24 protein-coding genes and 2 pseudogenes are annotated in these 24,311 nt (G+C 65.6%); 11 read left to right on the plus strand and 15 right to left on the minus strand.

Annotated elements, in window-relative coordinates:
- The first annotated feature begins 221 nt into the window (after positions 1-221).
- Entirely contained in the window at positions 222-1,694 is a 1,473-nt protein-coding gene (locus tag NS6_RS18690) for a HEPN domain-containing protein (protein ID WP_157112831.1), read from the plus strand.
- A gap of 87 nt (positions 1,695-1,781) precedes the next feature.
- Here the strand turns inward: NS6_RS18690 and NS6_RS18695 are convergent.
- Together NS6_RS18695 and NS6_RS18700 are read right to left on the minus strand one after the other, a co-directional pair.
- Positions 1,782-2,287, minus strand: a pseudogene (locus NS6_RS18695) (DsbA family protein); the annotation flags it as partial.
- 195 nt (positions 2,288-2,482) lie between these two features.
- Positions 2,483-2,881, minus strand: coding sequence for an ArsR/SmtB family transcription factor (locus NS6_RS18700; RefSeq protein ID WP_083874787.1), 399 nt, complete (start codon positions 2,879-2,881; stop codon positions 2,483-2,485).
- A 47-nt stretch (positions 2,882-2,928) separates the two neighbouring features.
- Between NS6_RS18700 and NS6_RS18705 the strand changes: the two genes are divergently transcribed.
- Positions 2,929-4,302 (plus strand): MFS transporter, encoded by a 1,374-nt coding sequence (locus tag NS6_RS18705; protein WP_040793547.1) that lies wholly within the window; start codon positions 2,929-2,931, stop codon positions 4,300-4,302.
- A gap of 448 nt (positions 4,303-4,750) precedes the next feature.
- On the opposite strand, the gene NS6_RS18710 is transcribed toward NS6_RS18705, so the two are convergent.
- Complete coding sequence (locus NS6_RS18710; protein WP_040793550.1) at positions 4,751-5,527, minus strand: AraC family transcriptional regulator; 777 nt, start codon at positions 5,525-5,527, stop codon at positions 4,751-4,753.
- Between the two features lie 113 nt (positions 5,528-5,640).
- Here NS6_RS18710 and NS6_RS18715 point away from each other — a divergent pair, with 113 nt between their 5' ends.
- The gene (locus NS6_RS18715; RefSeq protein ID WP_210747034.1) at positions 5,641-7,119 is read left to right on the plus strand and encodes an MFS transporter; all 1,479 of its coding nucleotides are present in this window, start codon (positions 5,641-5,643) and stop codon (positions 7,117-7,119) included.
- 43 nt (positions 7,120-7,162) lie between these two features.
- On the opposite strand, the pseudogene NS6_RS35920 reads toward NS6_RS18715, so the two are convergent.
- From NS6_RS35920 to NS6_RS18735, 5 genes and pseudogenes are all read right to left on the minus strand, one after another.
- Positions 7,163-7,351, minus strand: a pseudogene (locus NS6_RS35920) (four-helix bundle copper-binding protein); the annotation flags it as partial.
- Positions 7,352-7,653: 302 nt separating this feature from the next.
- Positions 7,654-8,295, minus strand: a complete 642-nt coding sequence (locus tag NS6_RS18720) for a class I SAM-dependent methyltransferase (RefSeq protein ID WP_040793590.1) — start codon at positions 8,293-8,295, stop codon at positions 7,654-7,656.
- A gap of 230 nt (positions 8,296-8,525) precedes the next feature.
- On the minus strand, positions 8,526-10,778 hold the full coding sequence (locus tag NS6_RS18725; protein ID WP_040793551.1) for a heavy metal translocating P-type ATPase: 2,253 nt from the start codon (positions 10,776-10,778) through the stop codon (positions 8,526-8,528).
- Positions 10,779-10,893: 115 nt separating this feature from the next.
- Positions 10,894-11,832, minus strand: a complete 939-nt coding sequence (locus tag NS6_RS18730; protein WP_040793552.1) for a DUF8832 domain-containing protein — start codon at positions 11,830-11,832, stop codon at positions 10,894-10,896.
- Positions 11,833-11,874: 42 nt separating this feature from the next.
- Positions 11,875-12,087, minus strand: a complete 213-nt coding sequence (locus NS6_RS18735; RefSeq protein ID WP_040793553.1) for a heavy-metal-associated domain-containing protein — start codon at positions 12,085-12,087, stop codon at positions 11,875-11,877.
- A gap of 267 nt (positions 12,088-12,354) precedes the next feature.
- Here NS6_RS18735 and NS6_RS18740 point away from each other — a divergent pair, with 267 nt between their 5' ends.
- The 4 genes from NS6_RS18740 to NS6_RS18755 all read left to right on the plus strand — a co-directional run bounded on the left by NS6_RS18740 (position 12,355) and on the right by NS6_RS18755 (position 15,893).
- A complete protein-coding gene (locus NS6_RS18740) occupies positions 12,355-12,561 on the plus strand; it encodes a heavy-metal-associated domain-containing protein (protein ID WP_040793554.1) in 207 nt (68 codons plus the stop codon).
- Between the two features lie 389 nt (positions 12,562-12,950).
- Entirely contained in the window at positions 12,951-13,367 is a 417-nt protein-coding gene (gene lpqS / locus NS6_RS18745) for a putative copper homeostasis (lipo)protein LpqS (RefSeq protein WP_051133675.1), read from the plus strand.
- A 106-nt stretch (positions 13,368-13,473) separates the two neighbouring features.
- Entirely contained in the window at positions 13,474-14,601 is a 1,128-nt protein-coding gene (locus NS6_RS18750) for a PLP-dependent cysteine synthase family protein (RefSeq protein WP_040793555.1), read from the plus strand.
- Between the two features lie 47 nt (positions 14,602-14,648).
- Positions 14,649-15,893, plus strand: coding sequence for an MFS transporter (locus tag NS6_RS18755; protein WP_083874790.1), 1,245 nt, complete (start codon positions 14,649-14,651; stop codon positions 15,891-15,893).
- A gap of 504 nt (positions 15,894-16,397) precedes the next feature.
- Here NS6_RS18755 and NS6_RS18760 read toward each other — a convergent pair.
- From NS6_RS18760 to NS6_RS18770, 3 genes are all read right to left on the minus strand, one after another.
- Positions 16,398-17,192, minus strand: coding sequence for an alpha/beta fold hydrolase (locus NS6_RS18760; RefSeq protein WP_040793593.1), 795 nt, complete (start codon positions 17,190-17,192; stop codon positions 16,398-16,400).
- Positions 17,193-17,484: 292 nt separating this feature from the next.
- Entirely contained in the window at positions 17,485-17,814 is a 330-nt protein-coding gene (locus tag NS6_RS18765; protein WP_040793556.1) for a carboxymuconolactone decarboxylase family protein, read from the minus strand.
- 81 nt (positions 17,815-17,895) lie between these two features.
- Entirely contained in the window at positions 17,896-19,350 is a 1,455-nt protein-coding gene (locus NS6_RS18770) for an MFS transporter (protein ID WP_083874791.1), read from the minus strand.
- An 84-nt stretch (positions 19,351-19,434) separates the two neighbouring features.
- Between NS6_RS18770 and NS6_RS18775 the strand changes: the two genes are divergently transcribed.
- Complete coding sequence (locus NS6_RS18775; RefSeq protein WP_040793557.1) at positions 19,435-19,992, plus strand: CGNR zinc finger domain-containing protein; 558 nt, start codon at positions 19,435-19,437, stop codon at positions 19,990-19,992.
- A 64-nt stretch (positions 19,993-20,056) separates the two neighbouring features.
- On the opposite strand, the gene NS6_RS18780 is transcribed toward NS6_RS18775, so the two are convergent.
- The gene (locus NS6_RS18780) at positions 20,057-20,284 is read right to left on the minus strand and encodes a hypothetical protein (protein WP_138448544.1); all 228 of its coding nucleotides are present in this window, start codon (positions 20,282-20,284) and stop codon (positions 20,057-20,059) included.
- Positions 20,285-20,427: 143 nt separating this feature from the next.
- On the opposite strand from NS6_RS18780, the gene NS6_RS18785 reads away from it, so the two are divergent.
- The 3 genes from NS6_RS18785 to NS6_RS18795 all read left to right on the plus strand — a co-directional run bounded on the left by NS6_RS18785 (position 20,428) and on the right by NS6_RS18795 (position 23,108).
- Complete coding sequence (locus NS6_RS18785; protein WP_171048231.1) at positions 20,428-21,336, plus strand: DUF8832 domain-containing protein; 909 nt, start codon at positions 20,428-20,430, stop codon at positions 21,334-21,336.
- Between the two features lie 78 nt (positions 21,337-21,414).
- Positions 21,415-21,774: a DUF6632 domain-containing protein gene (locus tag NS6_RS18790; protein ID WP_068043549.1), complete on the plus strand. Its 360-nt coding sequence runs from the start codon at positions 21,415-21,417 to the stop codon at positions 21,772-21,774.
- Positions 21,775-21,851: 77 nt separating this feature from the next.
- Positions 21,852-23,108: an IS256 family transposase gene (locus NS6_RS18795; protein ID WP_068043584.1), complete on the plus strand. Its 1,257-nt coding sequence runs from the start codon at positions 21,852-21,854 to the stop codon at positions 23,106-23,108.
- Positions 23,109-23,301: 193 nt separating this feature from the next.
- Here NS6_RS18795 and NS6_RS18800 read toward each other — a convergent pair whose 3' ends face one another.
- The 3 genes from NS6_RS18800 to NS6_RS18810 are packed head-to-tail and all read right to left on the minus strand — an operon-like array spanning position 23,302 to position 24,285.
- Entirely contained in the window at positions 23,302-23,706 is a 405-nt protein-coding gene (locus NS6_RS18800; protein ID WP_040793559.1) for a DUF302 domain-containing protein, read from the minus strand.
- A 30-nt stretch (positions 23,707-23,736) separates the two neighbouring features.
- Entirely contained in the window at positions 23,737-23,979 is a 243-nt protein-coding gene (locus NS6_RS18805; RefSeq protein WP_040793560.1) for a YgaP family membrane protein, read from the minus strand.
- A 39-nt stretch (positions 23,980-24,018) separates the two neighbouring features.
- Positions 24,019-24,285 carry a metal-sensitive transcriptional regulator gene (locus NS6_RS18810; RefSeq protein ID WP_040793561.1) on the minus strand — a complete coding sequence of 89 codons (267 nt, stop codon included), beginning with the start codon at positions 24,283-24,285 and terminating at the stop codon, positions 24,019-24,021.
- Positions 24,286-24,311: the final 26 nt, after the last annotated feature.

The raw sequence follows: 24,311 nt of genomic DNA on the forward strand, positions 1-24,311 counted from the left end.
ACGACGAGAGAGACGCGTCCGAGTCCCAGCGGCCTGAACTGCGCGTTCTGGTCGATGTAGTCGGGGTGGACCTGGTGGCTTTCATGCTCGCGCTCAACCCGGCTGACGTGTGGAACGACTCCGTTCTCGCTGGACCCAGGACTGCTGTGGCAGAGGATATCTGGACGGCAGCGATGGGGCACACCAGGCCGATTAAGGGATCTAGGCACCCATGGAAGACCATGCGGGAAGCCTCGCGCATCGACGCATTCTGCAGATACGACGAGTCGCGGGGAACATCTGCAGCGACCGATTTTCATCTTCGTTCCGGAGGTATCCGGCCCGCTATCGGCGGCAATTCTTCGTTGGACGACTGCCTCCAGCTAATTGCGATGGACTGCTTTGCGGCGCGGCTCATCGGGTCCGAACAGACCCACCACTCGCCGAGCCTGGTTGATAAGCACCCGCTAATGCCGACGGTGCGCCGCTGGTTGCGCAACGAGTCGGAGCCTCTTACTCAGCTTCTCCGAGATGCTTTCGCTGCGACCGATGAGGCCGACCTTCGAGGGCGTGACCGCGTCACCTACAACGAGCAAATAGAGGTCGACTGGTCGACTGGAGGCGGCGGCAGTCTAAGTCTGCGCGATATTGGCACCCACATCATTTCAAGCCTGCTCATCGACGAAGACCTCGATGCCCGGGTCCTTATTCGAGTAGCGGAGGCTGTACGCGATGGGCTCGGCCGCGCACGCCGATTGGCTGCCGGTGAGACCGTGCCCGTGAAGACGTTGATCGCACTGGGCGATCTGACGTTACCTCGGGGTGCTGGGCCAATCGAGATTGCCGGTGGCCGGATCCGCCGCCCAACCGTCTTGGATCGCCGGCTGAACTCGTTTGCCGCGGAACCCGACCTCATCCTCGAGGTTGACCAACCAGTTCGATTTATCGAAGCCCGGCTGTCGCCGCCTCCAGTGCACAATGGGCATGAGCAGCTCACCCGGTTCGTCGCGAGTAGCGAACGACGCAAGAAGTTCCTGCCTGAGTTAATTCAGGCTTCTGAGGATCTCCAGGAGACGATCCGCCGCGTTCGGTTCGCGATAGTGCTAGCTTCCCCAAATGAAGAGGTGTTTCGCCCAGTATGGCGGTTCACTCGGCAGAACCATCCGCTCACATCAAGCGGGTCGAATTCGCATCAACCGAATCCATCACCTGGAGTAGTCAAGACCCAGCTACCTCCCCAGATCGACGCTGGTACGGCCGTGGAGATCGCGGAATGGGCAAAGAAGATGGCCGGACTCCCGGACGCGCTCAAGGTTGGGCGCCGCAGGTTATTGAAAGCAACTACCGACCGGCCCGACCCGTTGGACAAGTTCATCGACGCCGTGATCGTGTGGGAGTCCATGTTCGGAACGGAAACAGAAACATCGTTCCGGGTCACCGGATCGATGGCCCTACTCCTTGAGCCCGAGAATATTGAAGCCCGGAAAGCACTGCACAAGAGGCTTTCAGACCTGTATAGCCATCGAAGCAAACTGGTACATGGCGCCGTGGGCCATGACCGCGAGAGCAGCAAATTCAAGATGGCTGACGTGCCAGAACATGCCAATGATGCGGTCCGGTATGCGATCGACTGCTTCAAACGAATACTCGACGACAAGGGGTTGTTCCCGCTCGACTCGGCAGCGAGAAGCAAGCGCATCATGCTCGGCTTCTGACACTGAACCTGAGCGACTCGCACCCTACCCCTGGGCTGGTTCAGTGATCTACTTTCTGATACTCCCTACCTGGCCGAGCGCGCCGGGTCATTCGAGTGCATCGTCGAGTGCCGCGGTCAGGTCCTCGTAGCTGTTGACGGCGATCCTCAGATCGTTGACGAAAAAAGTCGGGGTCCCGTCGACTCCGAGGGCCAGACCGTCATCGAAATCGGCACGTACGCGGGCGGCGGTGCCGGGGTCGTTGTAAGCAGCGTCGTAGGCAGCCAGGTCCAAGCCGAGGTCGGCGGCGAAGCCCCGGAAGACATCGTCGAGAGGGATGCGCTGTTCCGCCCCCAGGTGGGTTGGGTTTCGTACGTGCACTGGCACATCTGCTCGAAGCGGCCCTGGGCGGCGGCCGCTTCCACGGCGCGGGCGGCGCGTTCGGCGTTGAAGTGTAAGGGAATCGGGAAGTACCGCACTACGAAAGTCACCCGTCCGCGGTATTCCTCGCGCAGTTGCTCCACAGCTGGAAACGCAGCCCGGCATGCTTCGCATTCGAAGTCCAGGAACTCCACCAGTGTCACTCGCCCATCCGGGGCAGTGGAGAGCCGGTGACAAGGACAAATCAGAAAAACGTGAGCACACGGACACGCTACCGTCAGTTGAGCCGACCCATCTCGCGAGGCTGTACAGCGGTTCGACCGCTCTGCGTGGTCCTCGCCCCAGACTCAGGCCGACGACAATGGCGCCGGCCCATTCGCCATTGCGCGTCCATGCCGAACAACCATTGCCAGCGGCCATCGCAATCTTCAACCGGCGTTCTCGCCCTCGTTGCGATGGCTGATCGAAGGGACTTCGGCGCCCCGGCGATGATGAGCGGGCGCATCCGGGCCGGCATGTTCGGCATTGTGGACGGCGTCGGTGATCAGCTGCCGGACATGGTCGTTTTCCAGGCTGTAGTAGACGGTGGTTCCGGCACGGCGGGTACGCACGAGGTGAGCCAGACGCAGTTTGGCCAGATGCTGGGAGACCGAGGCGGCGGGTTTGCCGACGTAGTCGGCGAGTTCGTTGACCGACAGCTCGGCATCGGCCAGTGCCCACAGCACTTGGACGCGGGTGGCGTCGGCGAGCATCCGGAAGACGTCGACCGTCGAATTCAGTTCGTGGTCGGGAATAGGCGATCGAACCTTCCCGTTATCTGCATGCATACGTAGATATTAAGTCATGCAGGAAGCTGGACAGAAGGGCCGACTCGATGTTTACCTCCTTGTTCTCCCACCGCGACTACCTCCGGCTGTTCATCGCCCAGGTGTCGGCCCTGTTCGGTACGGGTCTGACCACTGTCGCCTTGGGTCTGCTGGCTTATGAACTCGCCGGCGCGGACGCGGCCGCGGTGCTCGGTACCGCGTTGACGATCAAAATGCTGGTGTATGTGACGGTCGCGCCGATCGTGGCCGCCTATGCCGACCGGTTCCCGCGCAGGTTGTTTCTGGTCACGCTGAACGTGGTCCGGGCCGCGGTTGTACTGCTATTGCCCTTCATCGACCAGGTCTGGCAGATCTATCTCCTCATCGCCGTCCTGCAGACGGCGTCGGCCGCGTTCACCCCGACCTACCAGGCTGTTATCCCGGATATCTTGCCGAATGAGCGGGATTACACCAAGGCGCTGTCGGCCGCTCAGCTTGCCGCGACGATGGAGACCTTACTGAGTCCGATGCTGGCCGCGGCGGCGCTGGCGGTGATCAGTTTCCACTGGCTGTTCGTGGGCACCGCGATCGGGTTCGTGGTCTCAGCGGCACTGGTGGTCACCACCCGCATCCCGAATACCGGCGCCGGCTCTGCCCAGAGCAGTTTCATGGCGCGGATCACGGTGGGCATGCGGATTTTCGCCGCGACGCCGCGGCTACGGGGTCTGCTCGGGTTGAACCTGGTGGTCGCGGCCGCAGGTTCGATGATCATGGTCAACACCGTCAACTACGTTCGCGACACTCTCGGGGGAACCCAGTCCGGCGTGGCGATGCTCCTGGCCGCGAACGGGTTCGGCACCCTGCTCGTCGCGCCGGCGTTACCCCGGATCCTCGAACGCCTCGATGCACGGCCGGTGATGATGGCCGGTGCGGCCACCCTGATCACCGGACTCGGGTCGGCGATCGCATTGTCGACCGCGAGCGGAGGCGAGTGGCGCTGGGTCGCCGCAGTCGCAGTATGGGCGGTCATCGGCGTGGGCACGGCGGCGGTGCTGACCCCGACCGGTCAGGTGCTACGTCGCTCGTCACAGGCCGCGGATCGGCCGGCGCTCTTCGCCGCGCAGTTCTCGCTGTCGCACCTGGCGTGGCTGCTCACCTACCCGCTCACCGGCTGGTTGAGCACGACCGCCGGTTTCACCATTACCTGGGCGGTGCTGGCCGTGCTCGCTGTCGCCGGGATCGCGGTGGCGCTGCGGATGTGGCCACGTAAGGACCCGGCGGAGCTGACGCACCTGCATGAGGTCGGCACCATCGATCCGGTGCGGCTGGGTGACGCAGTCCGCGTGGACGACCGCCACTGGCTGCACACACATGTGTTCGTCATCGACGCCGAGCACCCGCGATGGCCCCGAACGGAGCGGCCGACCGCACTGGCTGCTTGAGGTGCCTCTTCGCCACTGGTGGCGGCCCCTCGGAATAGTGGGCACAGCCACCATGGCCAGCCCCCGGTAGGACAGCCGAGTTCCCAGTCGCGCGGAGGCGCGTATTCACCGGAGTTCAGGGGAGCCTGTCGCACGCCGCTGTCATCGACGCCGAAGCGGACAGCGGCGCGTCGATTCCTTTCGTGCCGGCGATTCAGCTGACGGAGAATAGTTCAGCTCGGCGATCACCGGACCTGTGCCTACATCATGGACATGGGCATGCCAGGGAACATTCCGTTCCACCAGTTCCGCGCCATGTTCATCATCTGCATGCACATTTCCATCATCGGGCCCACCTCCTATCAGCACCTACGAGTGGGGCCTTGGATGTACCCGCATCCGGCACGTCCATGCACATGCGCTCACACATTTTCGGGCCTCACGGTCGCTGCAGGCCGACGGAATGGCGTCACGGGTCGAGCCCGGCGTCTGCGTGGAGGTAGCGTCCGGGTGAGGTGCCCACGGTCCGCCGGAATGCCGCGAGGAAGGCGCTCGCAGTCGTGTATCCCACGGCATGCGCGGCCTGGGGCACCGTGCGACCTTCGGCGAGCAGCGGCAGCGCAGCCCGCAGCCGCATATGGGTGCGCCACCGGTCGAAACTCATACCGGTGTCGCGGACGAAAATCCTGGTGAGAGTTCGTCGACTCACTCCGATGGCGTGCGCGTGCGCTTCGAGGCTGCGCGGGTCGGCAGGGTCGGCGAGCAAGGCGTCGGCCACGGCGCGGACCCGTTCGTCCACGGGATGCGGTACGTCTATCGGCAGGGCCGGAACGGGGTGCAGCAGATCTAACACGACCGCTTCGGCGCGCAACCGTGGGTCATCGGCGAGGTCGCGGCGGGCGAGATAGGTGATCAGCTGGGCCAGCAGCGCGTCGACGCCGACCGCGGTGGGCTCGGTCCAGTCCAGGGAGCAGCGTGCTGGATCGAGGTAGAGGCTGCACAACACCGCCTCGCGGGTGGCGCCGGTCCGGTGCATCACCCCGGCCGGTATCCACAAGGCCCGGGTGGGCGGCAGTACCCAATGGGCATCGGCAACAGCGACGCTGAGGACCCCGCGACGCGTCCATGCCAGCTGGTGGTGTGTGTGGCTGTGAGCGGGGATCCACTCCCCCGACGTCAGCGGGAACTGGCCGACGATGATCACTCCCGCGCCGGACGGGATGAACGAGTCGGCGGAGTTGAGCATGGCACCAGCCTATGTCCTCAATGCGATATCATCCGGCCTCATCGCGTATTGTGGCCAGGTTCAATTGGCGCATAGCGTCGTCGAGTGCTGAAAAATTTTGCGACTCACCATGGTTGGCGTACGCCCTCGACGCCGGAACGCATGCCGTGACACCGGCGGTCGCTTCCGTAGCCCCTGGCCGGCGCCGGGGCGCGCTGGTGGTTCTGTGCTTCGTGCAGTTCATGCTGGTCCTCGACGACAATGTGGTCAGCGTTGCCCTCCCCAGCCTCCGCGACGAGCTGGGCTTCAGCGGCGCAGGGCTGGCCTGGGTGGTCAACGCCTACTTCCTCACATTCGGCGGACTGTTGTTGCTGGCCGGGCGAGCAGCCGACCTGCTGGGCCGCCGCCGCGTCTTCCTCCTGGGGGTGGCGCTGTTCGGCGTGGCAAGCCTGGCATGCGGACTCGCCCAGGAACCGTGGCAACTCGTGCTCGGACGGTTCGTTCAGGGCGCCGGCGCGGCCATGGCAAGTCCCGCCGCACTGTCGTTGATCACCCTGTTGTTCCCGGGCCCAGCAGAGCGCACCAGGGCACTGGCCATCTGGGGAGGAATCGCAGCTCTGGGCGGCACTACCGGCCTGGTGATATCCGGCGTGCTGACCGACCTCACATCCTGGCGCTGGATCTTTCTCATCAACCTGCCGGTGGCGGCGGCCGCCCTCGTACTGATGCCCCGCCTGATACCGGAAAGCCGGGCACGCTCCCGGGCACGGCTGGACATACCCGGCACCGTCCTGGGCACCGGCGCCGTGGTATCCCTGGTCTACGGCCTGCTCCGAGCCGGGGAAACGAACTGGACAGACCTCGCCGTCATCGCAGCACTACTGCTGGCAGTACTCTTGGCCGTCGCATTCCTCACGGTCGAATCCAGGGCGGCCGAGCCATTGGTGCCGATGGCGTTTCTCGCCGACCGGACGCGTTCGGTCGCCAACGCGGCGACGTTGCTGTTTTCAGTGGCCTTTTTCGCCATGGCCTTCCTGTTGATGATCCACTTGCAGACCGTCCTCGGATACGGTCCGTTGCAGGCCGGGCTGGCCTATCTGCCCTATGGCGCTGGAATTCTCGTGGGAATGCGCCTTTCCACCTACCTCATCACGAGGCTCGGGATGCGGTGGGCGCTGGTCCTGTCGTTCCTGATCAGTTCAGCCGGGCTGCTGATCTTGTCCAGTGTGGCGGCCGGCGATGCATACGCTACGGGCGTGCTGCCGGGCATGCTCGTCACCAGTCTGGGATGTGGGTTGAGCCTGCCGGTCCTGACGGCTGCGGCGGTCACCGGCACCACCACGGAGAACGCCGGCCTCGGCTCGGCTCTGTTCAGCTCCGTTCAGCAGATCGGTGGCGCTATCGGCGTGGCGGTACTGGTCGCCGTGGCCGAACGTCACAGTGGCGCCGCTGCCGGTTCCACTCGGTCACAAGGTTTTTCCTTCGCACTCACGATCGCTGCCGTCATCCTCACCCTCGGTGCTGTCCTCATCGCCGCCCTACTGCGAACTCCGCGCTCCACCGCAGTATCCGCCTCTACCGACGACCGGATACCGGCAGCCGAACAGACCTGACCATCGATGGGAAACGGCGAGTCCAGCGGCTGGGCAGTGGGATTCAGGCGAGTGCGGACACCAGATCCCGGCACGCGGATTCACACCGGCGGGATACCGCCGCGCAGATACGGCAGTGGGCGTGTGCGTCGCTGTGGTGCCCGCATTCTTCAGCACAGCTCCGACAGGCGGTGGCCCAGCTTTCGAGGACCATACGGGTGAGGTTGGCGTCGTAACCGGTGTGCCGCGACAGGCCGCCGTCGCCGTACTTTCCGTGAGTAGAGCGAAACGGTGGGTCCCTCACCGTCTGCGACCGGCGCGGTCGGCGTGTTCGCGGTTGTTCCGTATCGCCTGTCGGGCAGCGGAGAGGACGCATCCGGCGACGCATCGCAAGACTGCCCGGGTCGCCGGATGGCCGATGATGCGGTTTGCTGCTTGTGTCATCGATACTCCTCGCGGTTGCCGGTGGATCGCATGGCGGAATGTGTCCGTACATACGACCGGCAACAGCTGGTCCCCGCGGCTTGTCGGAAGGCCGCGGAAGTCGCATGGGGTCTACTTCTTTTCGCAGATCAAGAGGTGGAATTCGACTGCGCCCTCGTCGGTGAGCCGCTCCTCACGGACGACGGTCAAACCTGCCGTTTCGAGGTGGCCGGTGATTTCGTCGATCGGGCGAAGCCGGAACCGGTTTTCGGTGAAGGGCATCCGCGCCATCGCCGTCGGGTCGCCGACACCGAGCGCCAAGCGCCCCGTGGGGCGCAGGACACGGGCGACCTCGGTGAATGCTGTCGTGAGGTCCTCGATGAAGTACACGGTGTTGGTGCTGACCACTGCGTCCACCGTGGCAGTGGAGAGCGGGAGATCGTGCATGGCGGCAGTGTGCAGGGTCAGCCGGCCGGTGCCCAGGTCGTCACGGTAGCGGCGCCGAGCCTGCTCGATCATCGTCGGTGCAACTTCTACGCCGTGCACTGTGCCGGTGTCCCCGACTCGGTCCAGCAGTAGCCCGAGCCCGACTCCGCCACCGAAGCCGATATCGACAGCGGTGGCTCCCGGGGCCGGGTCGGCTGCCGCGACGGCAGCGCCCACGGTCGCACGGTTACCGCGGTTGAGGATCCGGCCGACCAGGCGCCCGATCAGACCGTCGGGGCGTCCGAGCTGGGTACCTATCAGATCCCACAGACGTTCTGGTACCGGCATTTTCACAACACGTCACCTCACTAGTCGGGCGGAGAGGGCCGATCGAACAATGCGCGCGGCCCGGGCAGAGCGTCGGTTCGAGTTTTATTTCAGCAGCCCGGCGGGAACTCCATTCCCGGTTCTGCCACCCCCGCTTCCGTCTTCTTCTGCTGGGTTGAGTCGATGCCGGTCCTCCGTTGCCCCGAGCGCGGGTCTCGGGGCAACCGAAGTGGGCCGGGCGAGCGGCGGGATTACTGTGCGGTGGACCGGAAGCGGCGCAACCGCAGGCTGTTACTGACCACGAACACCGAGGAGAACGCCATCGCGGCCCCGGCCAGCATCGGGTTGAGCAGGCCCGCCATGGCCAGTGGGATCGCGGCCACGTTGTAGGCGAACGCCCAGAACAAGTTGCCCTTGATCGTGCCCAGCGTACGGCGGGCCAGACGGATGGCGTCGACGGCGGCCCGTAAGTCCCCGCGCACCAGTGTCAGGTCGCTGGCCTCGATAGCGACGTCGGTACCGGTGCCCATGGCCAGACCGAGATCGGCCTGAGCGAGTGCGGCAGCGTCGTTGACGCCGTCACCGACCATCGCCACGACCTTGCCTTCGGCCTGCAACCGCTCCACGACAGCGACCTTGTCCTGCGGCAGGACCTCCGCGATCACCTCATCGATCCCGACCTGAGCGGCGATCGTGCGGGCGGCGGCTTCGTTGTCGCCGGTCAGCATGATCGGAGTCAGACCGAGCGCCCGCAGCTGCGATACCGCCTCGGCGGAAGTAGGTTTCACCGCGTCGGCGACGACCAGCACTCCGCGGGCCGCGCCGTCCCAGCCGACCGCGACCGCAGTCTTTCCCTCCGCTTCCGCGGCACGCATCGCCCGCTCGAGTTCGGCGTCCAAGTGCAGTGACCAGTCCTCCAGTAACCGGGTCCGGCCGACCACCACCGCGCGCCCGTCCACAACTCCTTGCACGCCGAGCCCGGCCATATTGGCGAAGCCTTCGACCGATGCCGGCTCACCCACCCGGTCGCGGGCGCCCTTGGCGATGGCCTGGGCGATCGGGTGTTCCGAGGAGTCCTCCAGGGCCCCGGCCAGCGCCAGCACCTGATCGGCGGACTCGCCGTCGGCGACGACGACATCGAGCAGCGTCATCTTCCCGGTGGTGACGGTGCCGGTCTTGTCCAGGACCACGGTATCCACCCGCCGGGTCGATTCCAGCACCTCCGGGCCCTTGATCAGCACACCGAGCTGGGCGCCGCGACCGGTACCGACCATCAATGCGGTCGGGGTGGCCAAGCCCAGGGCGCACGGGCAGGCGATGATCAGCACGGCTACCGCAGCGGTGAACGCCGCGGCGATCGAGCCGCCGGTGCCGAGCCAGAATCCGAGTGTCGCGACCGCGAGCGCGATGACGATCGGCACGAAGATCCCGGAGATCCGGTCGGCCAGCCGCTGCGCCTGCGCCTTGCCGGTTTGGGCATCCTCGACGAGTTTCGCCATCTGCGCCAGCTGGGTATCGGACCCGATCCGGCTGGCCCGCACGACGATCCGGCCACCCACATTGACAGTGGCGCCGACCACCGCGTCGTCGACGCCGACCTCGACCGGCACAGATTCCCCGGTGAGCATGGACGCGTCGACCGCCGAGGAGCCCTCGACCACCACGCCGTCGGTGGCGATCTTCTCCCCCGGGCGCACCACGAATCGGTCACCGACGGTGAGTGCGTCGACCGGGATGCGTTCCTCGCGGCCGTCGCGCAGCACCGACACCTCTTTGGCCCCGAGTTCGAGCAGCGCGCGCAGCGCCGCGCCGGCCCGCCGTTTGGACCGGGCCTCGAAGAAGCGCCCGGCCAGGATGAATGTGGTGACCCCGGCCGCCGCTTCGAGGTAGATGCTGCCGGTGCCGTCCATCCGGGCGATGGTGAACTCGAACGGGTGCGTCATCCCCGGAGTGCCCGCCGTACCCCAGAACAGGGCATACAGAGACCAGCCGAACGCGGCCAGCGTGCCGATGGACACCAGGGTGTCCATCGTGGCCGCGCCGTGGCGCAGGTTGGTCCAAGCCGCCCGGTGGAACGGCAGCGCGCCCCAGATCACCACCGGCGCGGCCAGGGTGAGTGACAGCCATTGCCAGTTGGTGAACTGCAAGGCCGGGACCATCGCCATGGCGATCACCGGCACGGTCAGTACCAGCGAGACCAGCAGCCTGGTCCGCAGCGCGGCCGTCGGATCCGGTTCGGCGGACTCCGCAGTTTCGGCGGAAGCCGGGGGGCGCGGTAGGGCAGCGGTGTAGCCGGCCTCCTCGACGACGCTGATCAGTTCCTCGGGCGCGATATCGCCGGTGTAGTCCACACGCGCCTTCTCGGTCGCGTAGTTGACGGTGGCGGTGACGCCGTCGAGTTTGTTGAGTTTCTTCTCGATGCGGTTGGCGCAGGAGGCGCAGGTCATGCCACCGATCACCAGTTCGACCTGCCCGGTGGGCGATGGTTTCGTCGCGGTGGTCATGGGGTGCTCCGTTCTGTGGTGCTCGAACTCAGAGGTTCAAGGGGTGCCTGTCGTGCAGGCGTCCCCCAGGGATGGAGTCGGTGGGTAACGGCAAGCTCGGGATGGTTGCGGGTGGTCAGTGGCCGTGGCCGGGTTGTTCGCCGACTTGCGCCGGAGGCGTCTCGGCACCCGGGTTGCTCTGTGTGACCCGGACTGTGAATTCCGCGGTGCGGACCGTGCCCTTGTGCTGGAAATCGAGGAACAGCCGGTAGTCGCCACTGGTGGGGGCGGTGAGGGAGAAGGTGATTCCGGGTCCCGCCGGTGTGCTGCCGTCACCGGGTTCCCCCTCGGGGTGCACGTGCAGGTAGGCGAGGTCCGCCGCCCGCAGAGCGACCAGGTGCCCGTAGGCGCCGAGGTAGGGCTGCAGGTCGGTGACCGGGCGGCCGTTACGGCTGACCGACAGCGTCACCTTCGACGCCTGGCCGGGGATGACAGCGCCGTCGAGGGTCACGGTGTAGCCGTCGACCGCCACAGCGGTCTCCGGCGCCGGCAGCACTTTGGCGTCGTAGTTGCCCGGCACCCGCAGATCCGCGCCCAAGGTCAGGTTCTCCCCGCCTTCCGGTGTGAAGTCGGCGAAGAGTCGATAGTCACCGGCACGCGACAGATCCAGCGGCACGCGCCAGGTTCCGCTGGCATCCCTGCGTGGATGCACGTGCTGGAAAGCAGCCATGTCGCGGCGGACCACGATCAGGTGCAGGTCCTTGTCATGGCTGCGCTCATACCGGGTGACCGGCAGCCCAGCAGCGTCGAGAATGCGGAAACCGACCGCAACCTCGGCCCCGGGGCGGACTCGCGGGGTATCCAGTTGCAGTGTGTAGCCGCGCTCACTGACGAGCAGACCACCAGGTAGCTGGTCGGGGCTGGGCCCGCTGGAGGCGGCGGGCCCAGCCGGGTGCGTGTCGTGGTCGGCGGGTGCATCGGGAGTGGGGCCGATGGCCGCACCGAGGACGACAGCGATCCCGAAGATCGCCGCGAGCCCGAGCGCGAAGCCGGCGAACTTGCTGGGCGTGTTCATCGGGATGCTCCTTGCTGTCGTGTCGTAGTTCGAGTGGATGGGTCAGTCGGCCAGCCGGTAGCCGGCCTCGTCGACGGCGGCTGCGATCGCATCACGCTCCACGGGAGCAGAACTTCCGATCGTGACCAGCCCACTGGCGAGCTCGACATCGACGGAGGTGACGCCGTCGATCCGGCCGACTTCCTCGCGGACCGAGGAGACGCAATGACCGCAGGTCATGCCGGTGACCGTGACGGTGGTGGTTGCGCTGCTCATCTGGTTCTCCTTGGTGTTGTGGCGACTTCGCGCCGCGGAACGAAACCTACAATACCCCCCGGGGGTATCAAGTCAAGAGGTTGCGGCAACCCGGTCGCTGAAACCACCACACAGGGCCACCGGCGAGTTCGGGGCCCGCGGCCGTGTCGACTCCACCGGTTGCATACCCCACAGGGGTACGGTAAGGGTTGAAGTGTTCCTCCCGCAGCCCGGCAACGACGATTCCGGATGGGCACGCGGGTCCTCACCAGATCGACAGGAAACGAAATGAGCACCTCGATCATCACCGTCGCGGGAATGACCTGCGGCGGTTGCGCTTCAAAAGTCCGGACCGAGCTCGGCGCCCTGGACGGCGTCTCCCGGGTCGACGCGGACCCTGCTACCGGCCGAGTCACCGTCGAATCAAGCCAGGAAGTCGACCCCGACGCCGTCAAGAACGCTGTGGAAACCGCCGGCTACCGAGTAGTCACCTGACTTCGCGGACCACATCGGAACGTGGCGCACACCCGGTTCATCGGCGCGCCGACCGATTCGTCTCCGGCCGGCGCGCCGAGCCCGGCCGGAGATGGGCACCCTTCCCACGGTCGGTGCCATCGGTGGCTCTGGTCACAGGAAGGCGAGGCAGGATGGATGTGACGGGTAGGTTGTTTCGCGACCGTTGCAGTGTTGCTTCGCCGATGTGGCCCTCGCCGAGAGAACAATGGGTGACGAGAGGAGGTGGTGCAGGTGGCCAGGATGTCCGAATACACCGATATGCAGCGTAAACGCATAGACGAGGGTCGATACTTCGAGGCCGGTGCACCATCTCCGGCAACCGAGGCGTTGCCACATGGCAGCCGTTCCCTGGATCCGAGTGGTCCGCGGTGAACATTTCCGCTCGCCTGCGACGCACATCGCTGGGACTGCTGATGGCGGTGCTGCTGGTTGCCCCACTGATCGACTGCACCCTGCACGGGCAAGACGAGCACACCCATCCCCCCGTCGTGGCAGCCGTCGAGGCCGTTTTCCCCTCGCACACCCATTCCCCGCACGCAATGAGCGGGGGACTCATCGACCACTGTGATCAGCACATGATCCAATGCGTCGAGAAGTCGCTGCTGCCCTCCAGCGGAGCGACGATTTCGCCGTTGCTGTGGCTGGCGTTTCTCGCCGCGACCGCAGTAGGCGCCATCGCCCTGATTTTCACCGGCACACGTGAAATCCGCGGCCCTCCCATCACCGCACTACCCGTGTCGAACGGACGAGACATACTCACGAATTTCTGTATCTCCCGACGCTGATCGGTCAGCGCCAGGCCGCGACCCGTTATGTCGTCGGCCGGTGTTCGCTGCCTGCTCACCGTCTACACCGCCCGGCGCGGCGGTTCGGATACAGAAAGCGACAATCATGAATAACGTCGTATTCGGCAAACCCGCCGAAGCAGCCGCTGGAGTGCTCACCCCACCGGCCCCGGTACGGGAATCCAGTTCACTGGTCGGCAACACCCCGGTCCTGTGGGTGAGCGCGCCCTTGGCGCCGGCCGACCGCGGATTCTGGGCGAAACTGGAAGGCTTCAATCCCGGCGGGATGAAGGACCGGCCCGCGCTGCACATGGTCGAACGCGCAAAACAACGCGGAGACCTCGCACCCGGGGCCCGCATCATCGAATCCACCAGCGGCACCCTCGGCCTCGGTTTGGCGCTGGCCGGCGCGGTGTACCACCATCCCGTCACCGTCGTCACCGATCCCGGCCTCGAACCGATCGTGGCACGCATGCTCGTCTCCTACGGCGCCCGCGTCGACATGGTGACCGAACCCCATCCCAGCGGCGGCTGGCAACAAGCACGCCGCGACCGCGTCACCGAACTCATGGCGGCAGAGCCCGGAGCCTGGTGCCCCGACCAGTACACCAACCCCGACAACGTCGACGGATACGAATCCCTCGGCCTGGAGCTGCAGCACCAGCTCGGAGATATCGACGTGCTGGTGTGCGCGGTCGGCACCGGCGGCCACTCCGCCGGTGTGGCGCGAGTGCTGCGCCGATTCAACCCAGAACTGCAGCTGATCGGCGTCGACACGGTCGCCTCCACGATCTTCGGCCAGCCCGCCGGCCCGCGGCTGATGCGCGGACTGGGATCCAGCATCTTCCCCCGCAACGTCGACTACCCGGCGTTCCACGAAGTGCACTGGGTAGCACCCGCCGAAGCAGTGTGGGCGTGCCGCGCGCTGGCCGGGACACACTATGCGACCGGCGGCTGGAGCGTCGGAGCCGTGGCGCTGGTCACCGGGTGGGCCGCACGCACACTGCCGGAAGACACACGAATCGCCGCGGTGTTCCCCGACGGCCCCCAGCGCTACTTCGACACCATCTACAACGACGACTACTGCCGCGAACACGGCCTGCTCGACACCGCGCCGCCGATCGAACCAGCCGTTATCAGCCATCCAGGCGAACGCGCAGTGGACTCGTGGACCCGCTGCACCACCATCGTCGACCCGCACACCGGAGAGCGGACAGGAGAGGGCGCATCGTGACCGCACTGAGGAGCTTCCGCAGCTTCGACCTCGCCGCACGGCTGTTGATGATCAACCAGTTCGGCATCAACCTCGGCTTCTACATGCTGATGCCCTACCTCGCCGGCTACCTTGCCGGACCGCTGGGCTTGGCGGCCTGGGCGGTCGGTCTCGTACTCGGGGTACGAAACTTTTCCCAGCAGGGCATGTTCCTCATCGGCGGGACCCTTGCCGACCGGCTCGGCTACAAACCCTTGATCGTCGCGGGCTGTCTGCTGCGCACCGGCGGCTTCGCCATGCTCGTATTCACCACGTCACTGCCCGGGCTACTCATCGCTTCCGCCGCAACCGGCTTCGCCGGCGCACTGTTCAACCCCGCGGTACGCGCCTATCTGGCCGCCGACACCGGCGAACGCCGCGTCGAAGCCTTCGCGGTATTCAACATCTTCTACCAAGCCGGGATCCTGGCCGGGCCCCTGGTCGGTCTGGCATTGATGTTCCTCGACTTCCGCGTGACCGCTGCGGCCGCGGCCGTCGTATTCGCAGCCCTGACCGTGGCACAGCTGGCCGCCCTGCCGGCTCGGCGCGAGCAGAAGCCCGCCGAACAGACCTCGATCCTGCAGGACTGGCGGGCGGTGGCGGCCAACCGCCGGTTCCTGCTGTTCTCGCTGACGATGATCGGCTCGTATGTGCTGTCGTTCCAGGTGTATCTGGCCTTACCGCTGCAGGCCGAATACCTCGCCGGCGCGCAATCACAAGTGCTCGTCTCGGCGCTGTTCGTGGTCTCCGGTGTGGTCGCCGTGGCCGGGCAGCTGCGCATCACCGGGTGGTTCAAGGCGCGCTGGGGAACCGGACGCAGCCTCGCGGTGGGTATGGCGATACTGGCCGCGGCGTTCCTGCCGCTGCTCGTGATACCCGGGCCCGGACGATTCGGTACCGGCGCCGCGGTCGTCGCGTTACTCCTGTCCACAGCTGTCCTGGCTGTCGGGACCGCCGCAGTGTTCCCCTTCGAAATGGACACCGTTGTCTCGCTTGCGGACGGAAGACTGGTGGCGACTCACTACGGCTTCTACAACACAATCGTCGGTGTCGGCATCCTGGCCGGCAACCTCGCCACCGGCGCGGTGGTCGGCGCCGCCCGAGATGCCGGCGCGGACTGGGCGGTGTGGGCCGGGCTCGCCCTCATCGGAGCACTGTCGGCATTCGCGCTCCATCGGCTCGATCGATCGCACACGGAACAGACGGCCACCCATCCTTCACAGGAGCTCTCCGACCGTCAGGACCGCGAACCAGCGCAGGGTTCTTCACGCTGAACCCGGTCACCCACTCCAAGGTGATGGAAGTGGCACCGCAATTTCATGACGGGCCGCTCGCCCTGAACCCCTTAGACCGAGCCGCCCGCAACAGCTCGATGCCCATGACGCCGCCTCGGCCGCACACCGCGCTGCGACTATCACGTCCGCCGCGGAAACCCCACCGAGGCAGCGGCTCTCGCACCGACCCAACCCATACCACCCGACCGAACCGACCCCGAAAGGAGGTATACCGATGAATCCGCTGCAAATGATCTGCGATTGGATGTGCCGCGCTATGGGCAACTGCCCGATGATGTGACGCCCGGCCGGGGTGGCGCCGGCCACCGTGCAGGCACCACCCCGGGCCGGATAATGGTCAGCAAGGATCGCTGCCGTGGTCAGCGGCCTCACTCCTGTACGGCGAGCCGGTGTCTTCAGCTCGGTGTGATGTTGGCGGCGCTGATCATTCGGAGCAGTCGCGGCCGGCGCGCTGCACCGCCTCAACCGATCACAGACCAGCGGTCAGTCGACCAGGAATGCCGACGTACGGTCAGTCCAGGTCTTGATATCGGCGACCGAGGTCGAGATATGCAGGGTCGCGTTCGGGAGCAACTCACGCAACTTTTCAGCGGTCGATACCGGGTGCAACGGGTCGGTGTCCCACGCCAAGATCAATGTCGGGTGGGTGAGTGTGGCGATCTCGGCCGGATCCGGTAGATCTGAGCGCCCTACGCCTCGCAGTATCGGCGCGAGCAACTCGTCGGGGACGTCGGGAGTGAACCCGAACTCGGGGTAGTCGGCGAAGATCGGGAGCGGTTCGCCCTCGGCCCACCGGTCCAGCCACGCCGCCGGCCCATCGGAATCGATGGCCTCGGCCGCGTCGGTATACCAATTACGCGCCTGCTGAGGGCCAGTTTCCCAGGCAACCGGCGGGATCATCAGCACAAGGCGGCGAAACCGCTGCGGCGCGGCGATCGCAGAACGCAGTGCTACATCGGCGCCCAACGACGAACCCACGAAGTCCATCGGTTCGTCGATGCCGACTGCATCCAGTAATCCGAGCAGGTCACGGCTGAAATTTTCGAACAGATAATCCTCGGCTCGCGGGCGCCCGCTCGACCGTCCGTGGCCGCGCTGATCGTAGGTAAGCAGCCGACGACCATCGGCCACCGCCTCGATATCGAACAACTTCAGCCCGCGCACGCCCGCACGGCTGAGCAGCACTCCGTGCGCATACCCGAGGGGCCGCCCGGCTCCAGTGATCCGGTAGGCGATCCGCCCTCCGTCACGTTCGAAGTAACTGTCTTGCAGCGGCATCGGCGACATCCTCAAGTTTAGGGTTACGGGGTAAGGGTATAGCACCACGCGAGCGGATGATGGGGTTCGGGAACATTGACGAGAAGCGTCACGCTGAGGAGTTACCGCAGATCCTGGATCGGTGAGACGGCGCGATGGTGCTGCTCATGATCATGGCGGTCGGTGTGAGGGTGGTGGGCGTGGCCCGGGCTGTGCATGCGCATCCGCGAGAGTGGCTTCGGCCGAGACACCCCAGTCGAATCGCTGCCCCGTATGTTCTGAGCCTCACTTCCCTTGACGAGAAGGAGGCGGATTACTCGTCTTCGGCGATGCTCTTCATCGCCTTCCATCCGTGGGTGACGCCGCCGCCGGCGCGCAGGGCGGCGGCGACCATGACCGCTTCGGCGACATCGGCCTTGGAAGCGCCGGCCCTGACGGCGCGCTTGGCGTGGTCCTCGATGCAGAACGGGCACTGCGTGGTCACCGCGACGCCGACCGCGATCAGCTCCCGGGTGGCCAGATCCAGATTCCCGGTGTTCTTGCTGAACACGGCCTTGTCGAATCCGAAGAAGGCCGAGACCATCTCCGGTGCTGCTTCCTTGATGTCGGCCATGAACTTCGCTTCGTCGTTGTGCGAGTGCATCGTTGGTCCTTTGCTTGTTTTCGTTGGTCGAGCTCAGGTGTGGAAGCTCATGATGAGAGGGCCCGGGCAGGCGAGGGGTGTTCAGTGCATGGTGTCGGCAGACCTGCCCGTGGGCATCGGCTCTTTTGTGTTGCCACGGAGGAACAACACAGCGACCACGGCGGCGGTCAGCAGCATCGCGAACGCCACCAACAATGCACCGCTGTAGCCGTCGGTGAGGGCGGCGGGTTCGGGCTCGGCGGAACCGCTGGTGACGGTGGCGGCGACACCGGCGAGGACCGCGATACCGAGCGCGACACCGATCTGCTGCGCGGAATTGAGCAGCGCTGAGGCGATTCCGGCTTTGTCGCTGTCGACGTGGTAGACCGCCGCCTGGGTCAGCGCCATCACCCCGAGACCGAACCCGAGTGCCGACATCAGCATCGCCGGTGCCAGATGCAACCAGTAGCCGCTGGTCGTGGTGATCGTGGAGAACCACAGCGCCGCGAGCGCACTGAGAATGGCGCCCGCGCCGGCGACGAGGCGCGGGGTGAGGCTCAGCAGCAGTTTCGGAGCCAGGCCCGCACCGAGGATGATGCCGACCGCGAACGGTAGCCACGCCAGACCGGTCATGATCGGCGAATAGTCACGTACCCGCTGCAGGTAGAGCGTCAGCACATACAGCGACCCCATCGGTCCCACCGCCAGCAGCAGCATGGTGAGGTAGGCGCCGGTGCGGTTGCGGTCGCGGAACAGGCTCAGCGGGACGAGAGGGTTGCGGCTGCGTGCCTGGGTGAGCACGAAACCTGTCAGGACAGCGACGGCCACGCCCGCGGCGATCAGTGCGATCGGGTCGGTGAAGCCGTCTTCGCCGAAGCGGGTGATCGCGTAGACGAGGGCGAACGTGCCTGCCGTACCGAGCACGGCGCCGAGGGTGCCGAGTTGTCCGCGGTGCGGCTGCGGGGCGACCAGGGTGCGGGTCCCCAGCAGCACGAGCAGCCCGATGGGGATATTGATGAAGAAGACCCAGCGCCACCCGAGGGTGCCGGTCAGCACGCCGCCGGCCAGCAGGCCGATCACGATGCCCAGACCCGACATCGCGCCATAGAGCGATAACGCGGTGTCGCGCAGCTTGCGCTCGGCGAAGGTCGTGGTGATCAGGGCGAGCACGTTGGGGGCGATGAGCGCCGCACCCAGCCCTTGCAGCCCGCGCGCCCCGATCAGCATGCCCGCGGTCTGCCCCAGACCACCGGCGAGCGAGGCGACCACGAAGATGATCAAACCGACCTGCACGGTGCGGCGCCGTCCCCACAGGTCCCCGATGCGGCCACCGAGCATCAGCAACGCACCGAACGCCAGGATGTAGGCATTCACCACCCACGACAGATGCACCGCGCGTACGTCCAGTTCCCGCTGGATGCTGGGCAGCGCCACGTTCACCACCGAGTCGTCGAGCACCAGCATCAACTGAGCCGTCGCGATGGTGAACAAGGAAGCCACCGCCGCGGGTGACGTCTTGCCGCCCTTGTCCGCCGCGGTGCCGACTACCTCGGTCATGTTCACATCTCCTCATCATGGGATACCCCCGTAAGGTATCGAGCCCTGGCTAATGTGTCAATCCGGTGTGTAGCATTAGCTTTTGTGACCGGCCGTTTCCCCTTGCTCGGCGAGCCATTGCCGCTGGATCTGATCAACACCACCCCCTCCCTCGGCGACCTGCTGCAAACCCCCGACGATCTGCGCGCCTGGTACACGGCCCAAGCCCACCGGCTACCCGAACTCGACGGCGACATCAGCGCGGCCGATGTCGCCGCAGTCCGCGAGATCCGCGGCCACATCGCGGCCGCCCTGGAGCGCACCCGTCGCGGGCAATGCCCACACCGGCTCGACCTACTCGCGCTCGAACGCGCCCAACTCGCAGCCCCCGCGGTCACGCACCTGAGGTGGGAAGACGCCGGATTGACCGCCGCCCGCCGGCGTGCGGGCACGCCCGGACAACGTCTGGCCGCCGAACTCGCCGAATCTGCCGCTCACCTGCTGGCCGATCCCGCGGTCACCACGATCCGGCAATGTGACGCCCACGACTGCGTGATCTGGTTCCTGCCCACCAACTCGCGCCGGCGCTGGTGCTCACCCGCTCTGTGTGGCAACCGTATGCGCGTGGCCCGGCACTACCGGCGCCACAAAGCCGAACAGTAGCCACCACGCGGCATGTGGCGGTCCAGAGCATGAGCGACACCGAGGACCTCACCTGTCGACACTCTCAGTCCTCGTCGGGAGTATCGGGATCGCGCAACTGCCGGTGTGTTCCGCCGAGTTCAGGCAGGTGGAAGCCGTAGTGGCCATCGATGCCGATATCCGTCCGGATGAACGGTGAGAGTCCGGCAGCGTCCACATCCAGCACCGGATGGCCGTGGCCGCGTAGTTCGGTCAACGCGCGATCGATGTAGACGGTGCGATTTCCGGCGGCAGCACCTGACGGGGCCGACACCACGCCACCCGGTCGCACCCCAGGCAGCTCGCCCCAATACCTGATCGGCCCCTTTCCTTCCGGAAGGAAGCCCCTCTTGCAGTATACCCCTGGGGGGTATATGTTTCCTCTCGTCCCACTGACGACGAGAACAGGAAATTGCAATGAACCCCTCGAACCACGCTCACCACGCAGGCCACGGCCACCACGCGAACCATGGGGAGGCCCGCGGCGGGTCTATCGCACATGCGACCACCGCTACTCACAGCGGCCACAACGGTCACATCGACCCGAAACCCGCCCACGCCGGCCACCACTCCCACGCCGGTCATGACGCCGGCGCGTTCCCGGGCGGTCTGCTGATCACACAGGACGGATACTCACTGGATTTGGCGGACACCCTCGTGCAACCCGGTGAGATCGAGTTCCGGTTCCGAATCCTGGGTCCCGACGGGCAGCCGGTCACCGACTACACCCCGATCCACGACAAAGAACTGCATCTGATCGTCGCCCGCCGCGAACTGACCGGCTTCTGGCACGTACATCCCCAGCGCGCCGCCGACGGCACCTGGTCGGTACAGCTGGACCTGCCCGAAGCAGGCGCATACCGGGTATTCACCGATATCGCCCCGCGCGAACTCGGCCGCACCATCACCCTCGGCGCGGACCTCGCCGTCGCAGGACACTATGCACCGCTACCGATTCCGGAACCGGCTCGCACCACAGTCGTCGACGGGTACGAAGTCGAACTGGGCGGCGACCTGGTCGCCGGCGAAGGCCGGCAACTGACCCTCACCGTCCGCAAGGACGGAGCCCCGGTCACCGATCTACAGCCCTACCTCGCAGCGTTCGGCCACCTGGTCGTCCTGCGGGCCGGAGACCTGGCCTACGTCCACGTCCACCCCAACGGGGAACCCGGAGACGGTGCCACCGCCCCCGGCCCCGACATCACCTTCCACACCCTGGTCCCCGGACCGGGCGTCTACCGCCTGTTCCTCGACTTCAAACATCGCGGAACCGTACGCACCGCAGCCTTCACACTGCCCACCACTACACCCCACCGCCACCACTGACAACAGAAGCCAGCTACAGACGTTGTCGCCGCCGACCGCACAGATAGGCCGCACCGACATCGACGAGAAGAGGCGGACATGCAGCATCTGGGACGGCTGCGGATAGCGCTCCTGCTGACCGGCATCGCGTTCATCGCCGGGGTATATCCATTGATCCATCTGTGGCCCGCAGGTTTCCGCTGGCAGCCTGCACAGCCCGAGTACGAGCAGATGATCGCGGTAATCTACGCAGTACTCGGAGTCTTCTTGATCCGGGCCTCCCGCCACCCACTGGGTCACCTGTCCCTCATCTGGTTCACGGTGTGGTCGAGCCTGGCCCACGCCGCTGTCATGACCTGGCATGCCGCGCGCGCCCCAACCGAATGGCAGCACCTGGCGGGTGATGTCCCCGTGCTGATACTTATAGCGATCACCCTGGCGATGCGGGTCTGTCAGTGATCTTGTGGGCGGGACGGTGATCGGAGAGGCTGAGGCGGCCTGCCTCAGCGGAAGGGATCATCGTGTCGGAGAAGTCGGTGCCGGCGGCCGAAGGGTCGTCGCCGGCGGACGGTCTGGATGTCCGGATCGCCCAGGAGTTGGTGGATAAAGCCCGCAAAGGAGGGGTGTCGCTGGCCGGTCCGGGTGGATTGCTGTCGCAGATCACGAAAACCGTCCTGGAGGCGGCGCTCAACGCTGAAATGGACGAACACTTGGGATATTCCAAGGGCGACTCGACTGTCAGCGGAGACGGGAACCATCGCAACGGCCGGTCGCAAAAGACGGTGCATACCGATGTCGGTTCGGTGCGTATCGATGTGCCGCGAGATCGGAAATCGGAATTCGAACCGGTGATGGTTCCGAAGCATTCCCGGCGTGTGGAGGGTTTCGACGAGTCGATCATTTCGCTGTATGCGAAGGGGTTGACGACCGGGGAGATCCAGAAGCATTTGTCGGAAATCTACGATGTAGACGTTTCACGTGAGTTGATTTCGAAGGTAACCGACAGGGTTGTCGACGAAATGAATGAATGGCAGTCACGACCGCTGGAACGCGTGTATCCGGTGGTGCTGATCGATGCGATTTTCGTGAAGATCCGGGACGGCAGGGTTGTGAATCGGCCGATCTACGTCGCGGTCGGTGTCACCCTGGCCGGTGAGCGTGACGTGCTGGGTCTGTGGGTCGGCACCGGCGGTGAAGGGGCGAAACACTGGGCCGGTGTGCTCGGCGAGCTGCGTAACCGCGGCGTCGCCGACGTGATGATCGTCTGCTGCGACGGCTTGAAAGGGCTCCCGGAGGCGATCAACGACACCTGGCCGCTGGCCGATGTCCAGCAATGCGTGGTCCATCTCGTACGCGCGAGCCTGAAATACACTTCTCGCAAGTACTGGAGCCGGATCACTACCGAACTCCGGGCCATCTACACCGCCCCCACTGTCGAAGCTGCTGAATCGCTGTTCGACGAGTTTGCCGCGGAATGGGAGCCGAAATACCCGGCGATGATCGCGGTCTGGCGCAACAGCTGGGAGCAATTCACGCCGTTCCTTAAGTTCCCGGCTCCTATCCGGAAACTTGTCTACACCACGAATGCGGTCGAAAGCCTGAACGCCAGGTTCCGGCACGCGACCCGTCGGCGTGGACATTTCCCCAACGAGCAAGCCGCACTGAAAGTGCTCTACCTCGTTATACGGAATCCGTTGAAAAACCGGCCGAACATCACTGGAAAGATCAGCGGATGGAAGGATATACTCAACACGCTCGCGCTGTTCTACGGTGAGCGGATAACCGAAGGCTAGCAAGGCTTTTCACCGTTTCGCCCACAAAAATTCTGACACTCTCGGCGATGCTGACGCCGCACGGCAATACGGTGCCTGCGGAGAACCGTGAGTAGCCTGATCCGCCTGGCGCCGGAGGGCAGGCGCGCCGCGGCCGACCGGTGGTAGCGCGGACGACGACAACAGCGGGACCGAGCCCGCCATCATGGTCGAGTCAGGCAGCTGAGTCGAGGGTTTCGAGTGCGGCGGCCAAGCGGGCCCCAGCGTCCGCGGCGACCGGGCGGAGTCGTGGGTCGCTGGTGACTTCGACCATGAGTTCCGGATTCATGGCTTCGACGCGTATCAGTCCGGTGTCGTGAGGGTCGCTGCGTACGACGACGTTGCAGGGCAGCAGTAACCCGATCTGGCGATCGATCCCTACCGCCTGCTGCGCCAGCGGCGGATTGCAGGCACCGAGGATGCGGTAGTTCTCCATGTCGTGGCCGAGTTTGGCCTTCAACGTGGCGGCCATATCGATGTCGGTGAGGATCCCGAAACCTTGCCCGGCCAAGGCTTCCCGGACCGCGTCCACGGCCTCGTCGAAGCCGGTGTGCAGTGTGGTCGACAGGGCGATTTCCATGACGTAAAGCACCTTTCCTCGGCTGAGTTGTCAGGCGTGGCCGGGTGGGCAGACCCCGGAGGTGACGCCCGCGCGGCGCATGAGCAGAGTGGCCGGGCACCAGCCGACCGCGCTGTAGAGAAGTAGGTTGGCTCCCACCAGCGCCGGAACGATCAGCCACCATGCCGATATCGTCGCGGCCGCCACGGTACCGGCCAGGACCAGCGTCCCGGCCAGCAGCGGTACCAACCGGGCGATGGTCCAGCCCCTATCGGTCAACGGTGAGCTCGGCATGTCGTCCTTTCTGGGTCCGCCTTCATCGGTACCCGTGGTTCAGGCGAGGGCGAGGAACAGTTTTTCGAGTTCGGCCACGGTCAACGGTTCCCCGGATTCCTTCGACTCGTCGAGGCATTCGCGTAGCCCAGTGGCCAGGATTTTGAACCCGGCCCGGTCCAGGGCCCGCGAGACGGCCGCGAGCTGGGTGACCACGTCTTTGCAGTCACGGCCCTGCTCGATCATGGTGATCACCCCGGCGAGCTGCCCGTGCGCCCGGCGCAGCCGGTTGAGAACCTGGGCAATGCTGTCTTCGTCGCCGACCACGGCGTCCTCCTTCTTATCAATCCGAA

It is taken from the genome of Nocardia speluncae NBRC 108251 (assembly GCF_001613245.1).
GTDB lineage: Bacteria > Actinomycetota > Actinomycetes > Mycobacteriales > Mycobacteriaceae > Nocardia > Nocardia speluncae.

Excerpts from the sequence above, each read along its gene's own strand:
- NS6_RS18690 (WP_157112831.1), top strand. The coding sequence starts at position 222 with ATGCGGGAAGCCTCGCGCATCGACGCATTCTGCAGATACGACGAGTCG.
- NS6_RS18700 (WP_083874787.1), bottom strand. The coding sequence starts at position 2,881 with ATGCATGCAGATAACGGGAAGGTTCGATCGCCTATTCCCGACCACGAA.
- NS6_RS18705 (WP_040793547.1), top strand. The coding sequence starts at position 2,929 with ATGTTTACCTCCTTGTTCTCCCACCGCGACTACCTCCGGCTGTTCATC.
- NS6_RS18710 (WP_040793550.1), bottom strand. The coding sequence starts at position 5,527 with ATGCTCAACTCCGCCGACTCGTTCATCCCGTCCGGCGCGGGAGTGATC.
- NS6_RS18720 (WP_040793590.1), bottom strand. The coding sequence starts at position 8,295 with ATGCCGGTACCAGAACGTCTGTGGGATCTGATAGGTACCCAGCTCGGA.
- NS6_RS18725 (WP_040793551.1), bottom strand. The coding sequence starts at position 10,778 with ATGACCACCGCGACGAAACCATCGCCCACCGGGCAGGTCGAACTGGTG.
- NS6_RS18730 (WP_040793552.1), bottom strand. The coding sequence starts at position 11,832 with ATGAACACGCCCAGCAAGTTCGCCGGCTTCGCGCTCGGGCTCGCGGCG.
- NS6_RS18735 (WP_040793553.1), bottom strand. The coding sequence starts at position 12,087 with ATGAGCAGCGCAACCACCACCGTCACGGTCACCGGCATGACCTGCGGT.
- NS6_RS18740 (WP_040793554.1), top strand. The coding sequence starts at position 12,355 with ATGAGCACCTCGATCATCACCGTCGCGGGAATGACCTGCGGCGGTTGC.
- NS6_RS18750 (WP_040793555.1), top strand. The coding sequence starts at position 13,474 with ATGAATAACGTCGTATTCGGCAAACCCGCCGAAGCAGCCGCTGGAGTG.
- NS6_RS18755 (WP_083874790.1), top strand. The coding sequence starts at position 14,649 with ATGATCAACCAGTTCGGCATCAACCTCGGCTTCTACATGCTGATGCCC.
- NS6_RS18760 (WP_040793593.1), bottom strand. The coding sequence starts at position 17,192 with ATGCCGCTGCAAGACAGTTACTTCGAACGTGACGGAGGGCGGATCGCC.
- NS6_RS18765 (WP_040793556.1), bottom strand. The coding sequence starts at position 17,814 with ATGCACTCGCACAACGACGAAGCGAAGTTCATGGCCGACATCAAGGAA.
- NS6_RS18770 (WP_083874791.1), bottom strand. The coding sequence starts at position 19,350 with ATGACCGAGGTAGTCGGCACCGCGGCGGACAAGGGCGGCAAGACGTCA.
- NS6_RS18785 (WP_171048231.1), top strand. The coding sequence starts at position 20,428 with ATGAACCCCTCGAACCACGCTCACCACGCAGGCCACGGCCACCACGCG.
- NS6_RS18790 (WP_068043549.1), top strand. The coding sequence starts at position 21,415 with ATGCAGCATCTGGGACGGCTGCGGATAGCGCTCCTGCTGACCGGCATC.
- NS6_RS18800 (WP_040793559.1), bottom strand. The coding sequence starts at position 23,706 with ATGGAAATCGCCCTGTCGACCACACTGCACACCGGCTTCGACGAGGCC.
- NS6_RS18805 (WP_040793560.1), bottom strand. The coding sequence starts at position 23,979 with ATGCCGAGCTCACCGTTGACCGATAGGGGCTGGACCATCGCCCGGTTG.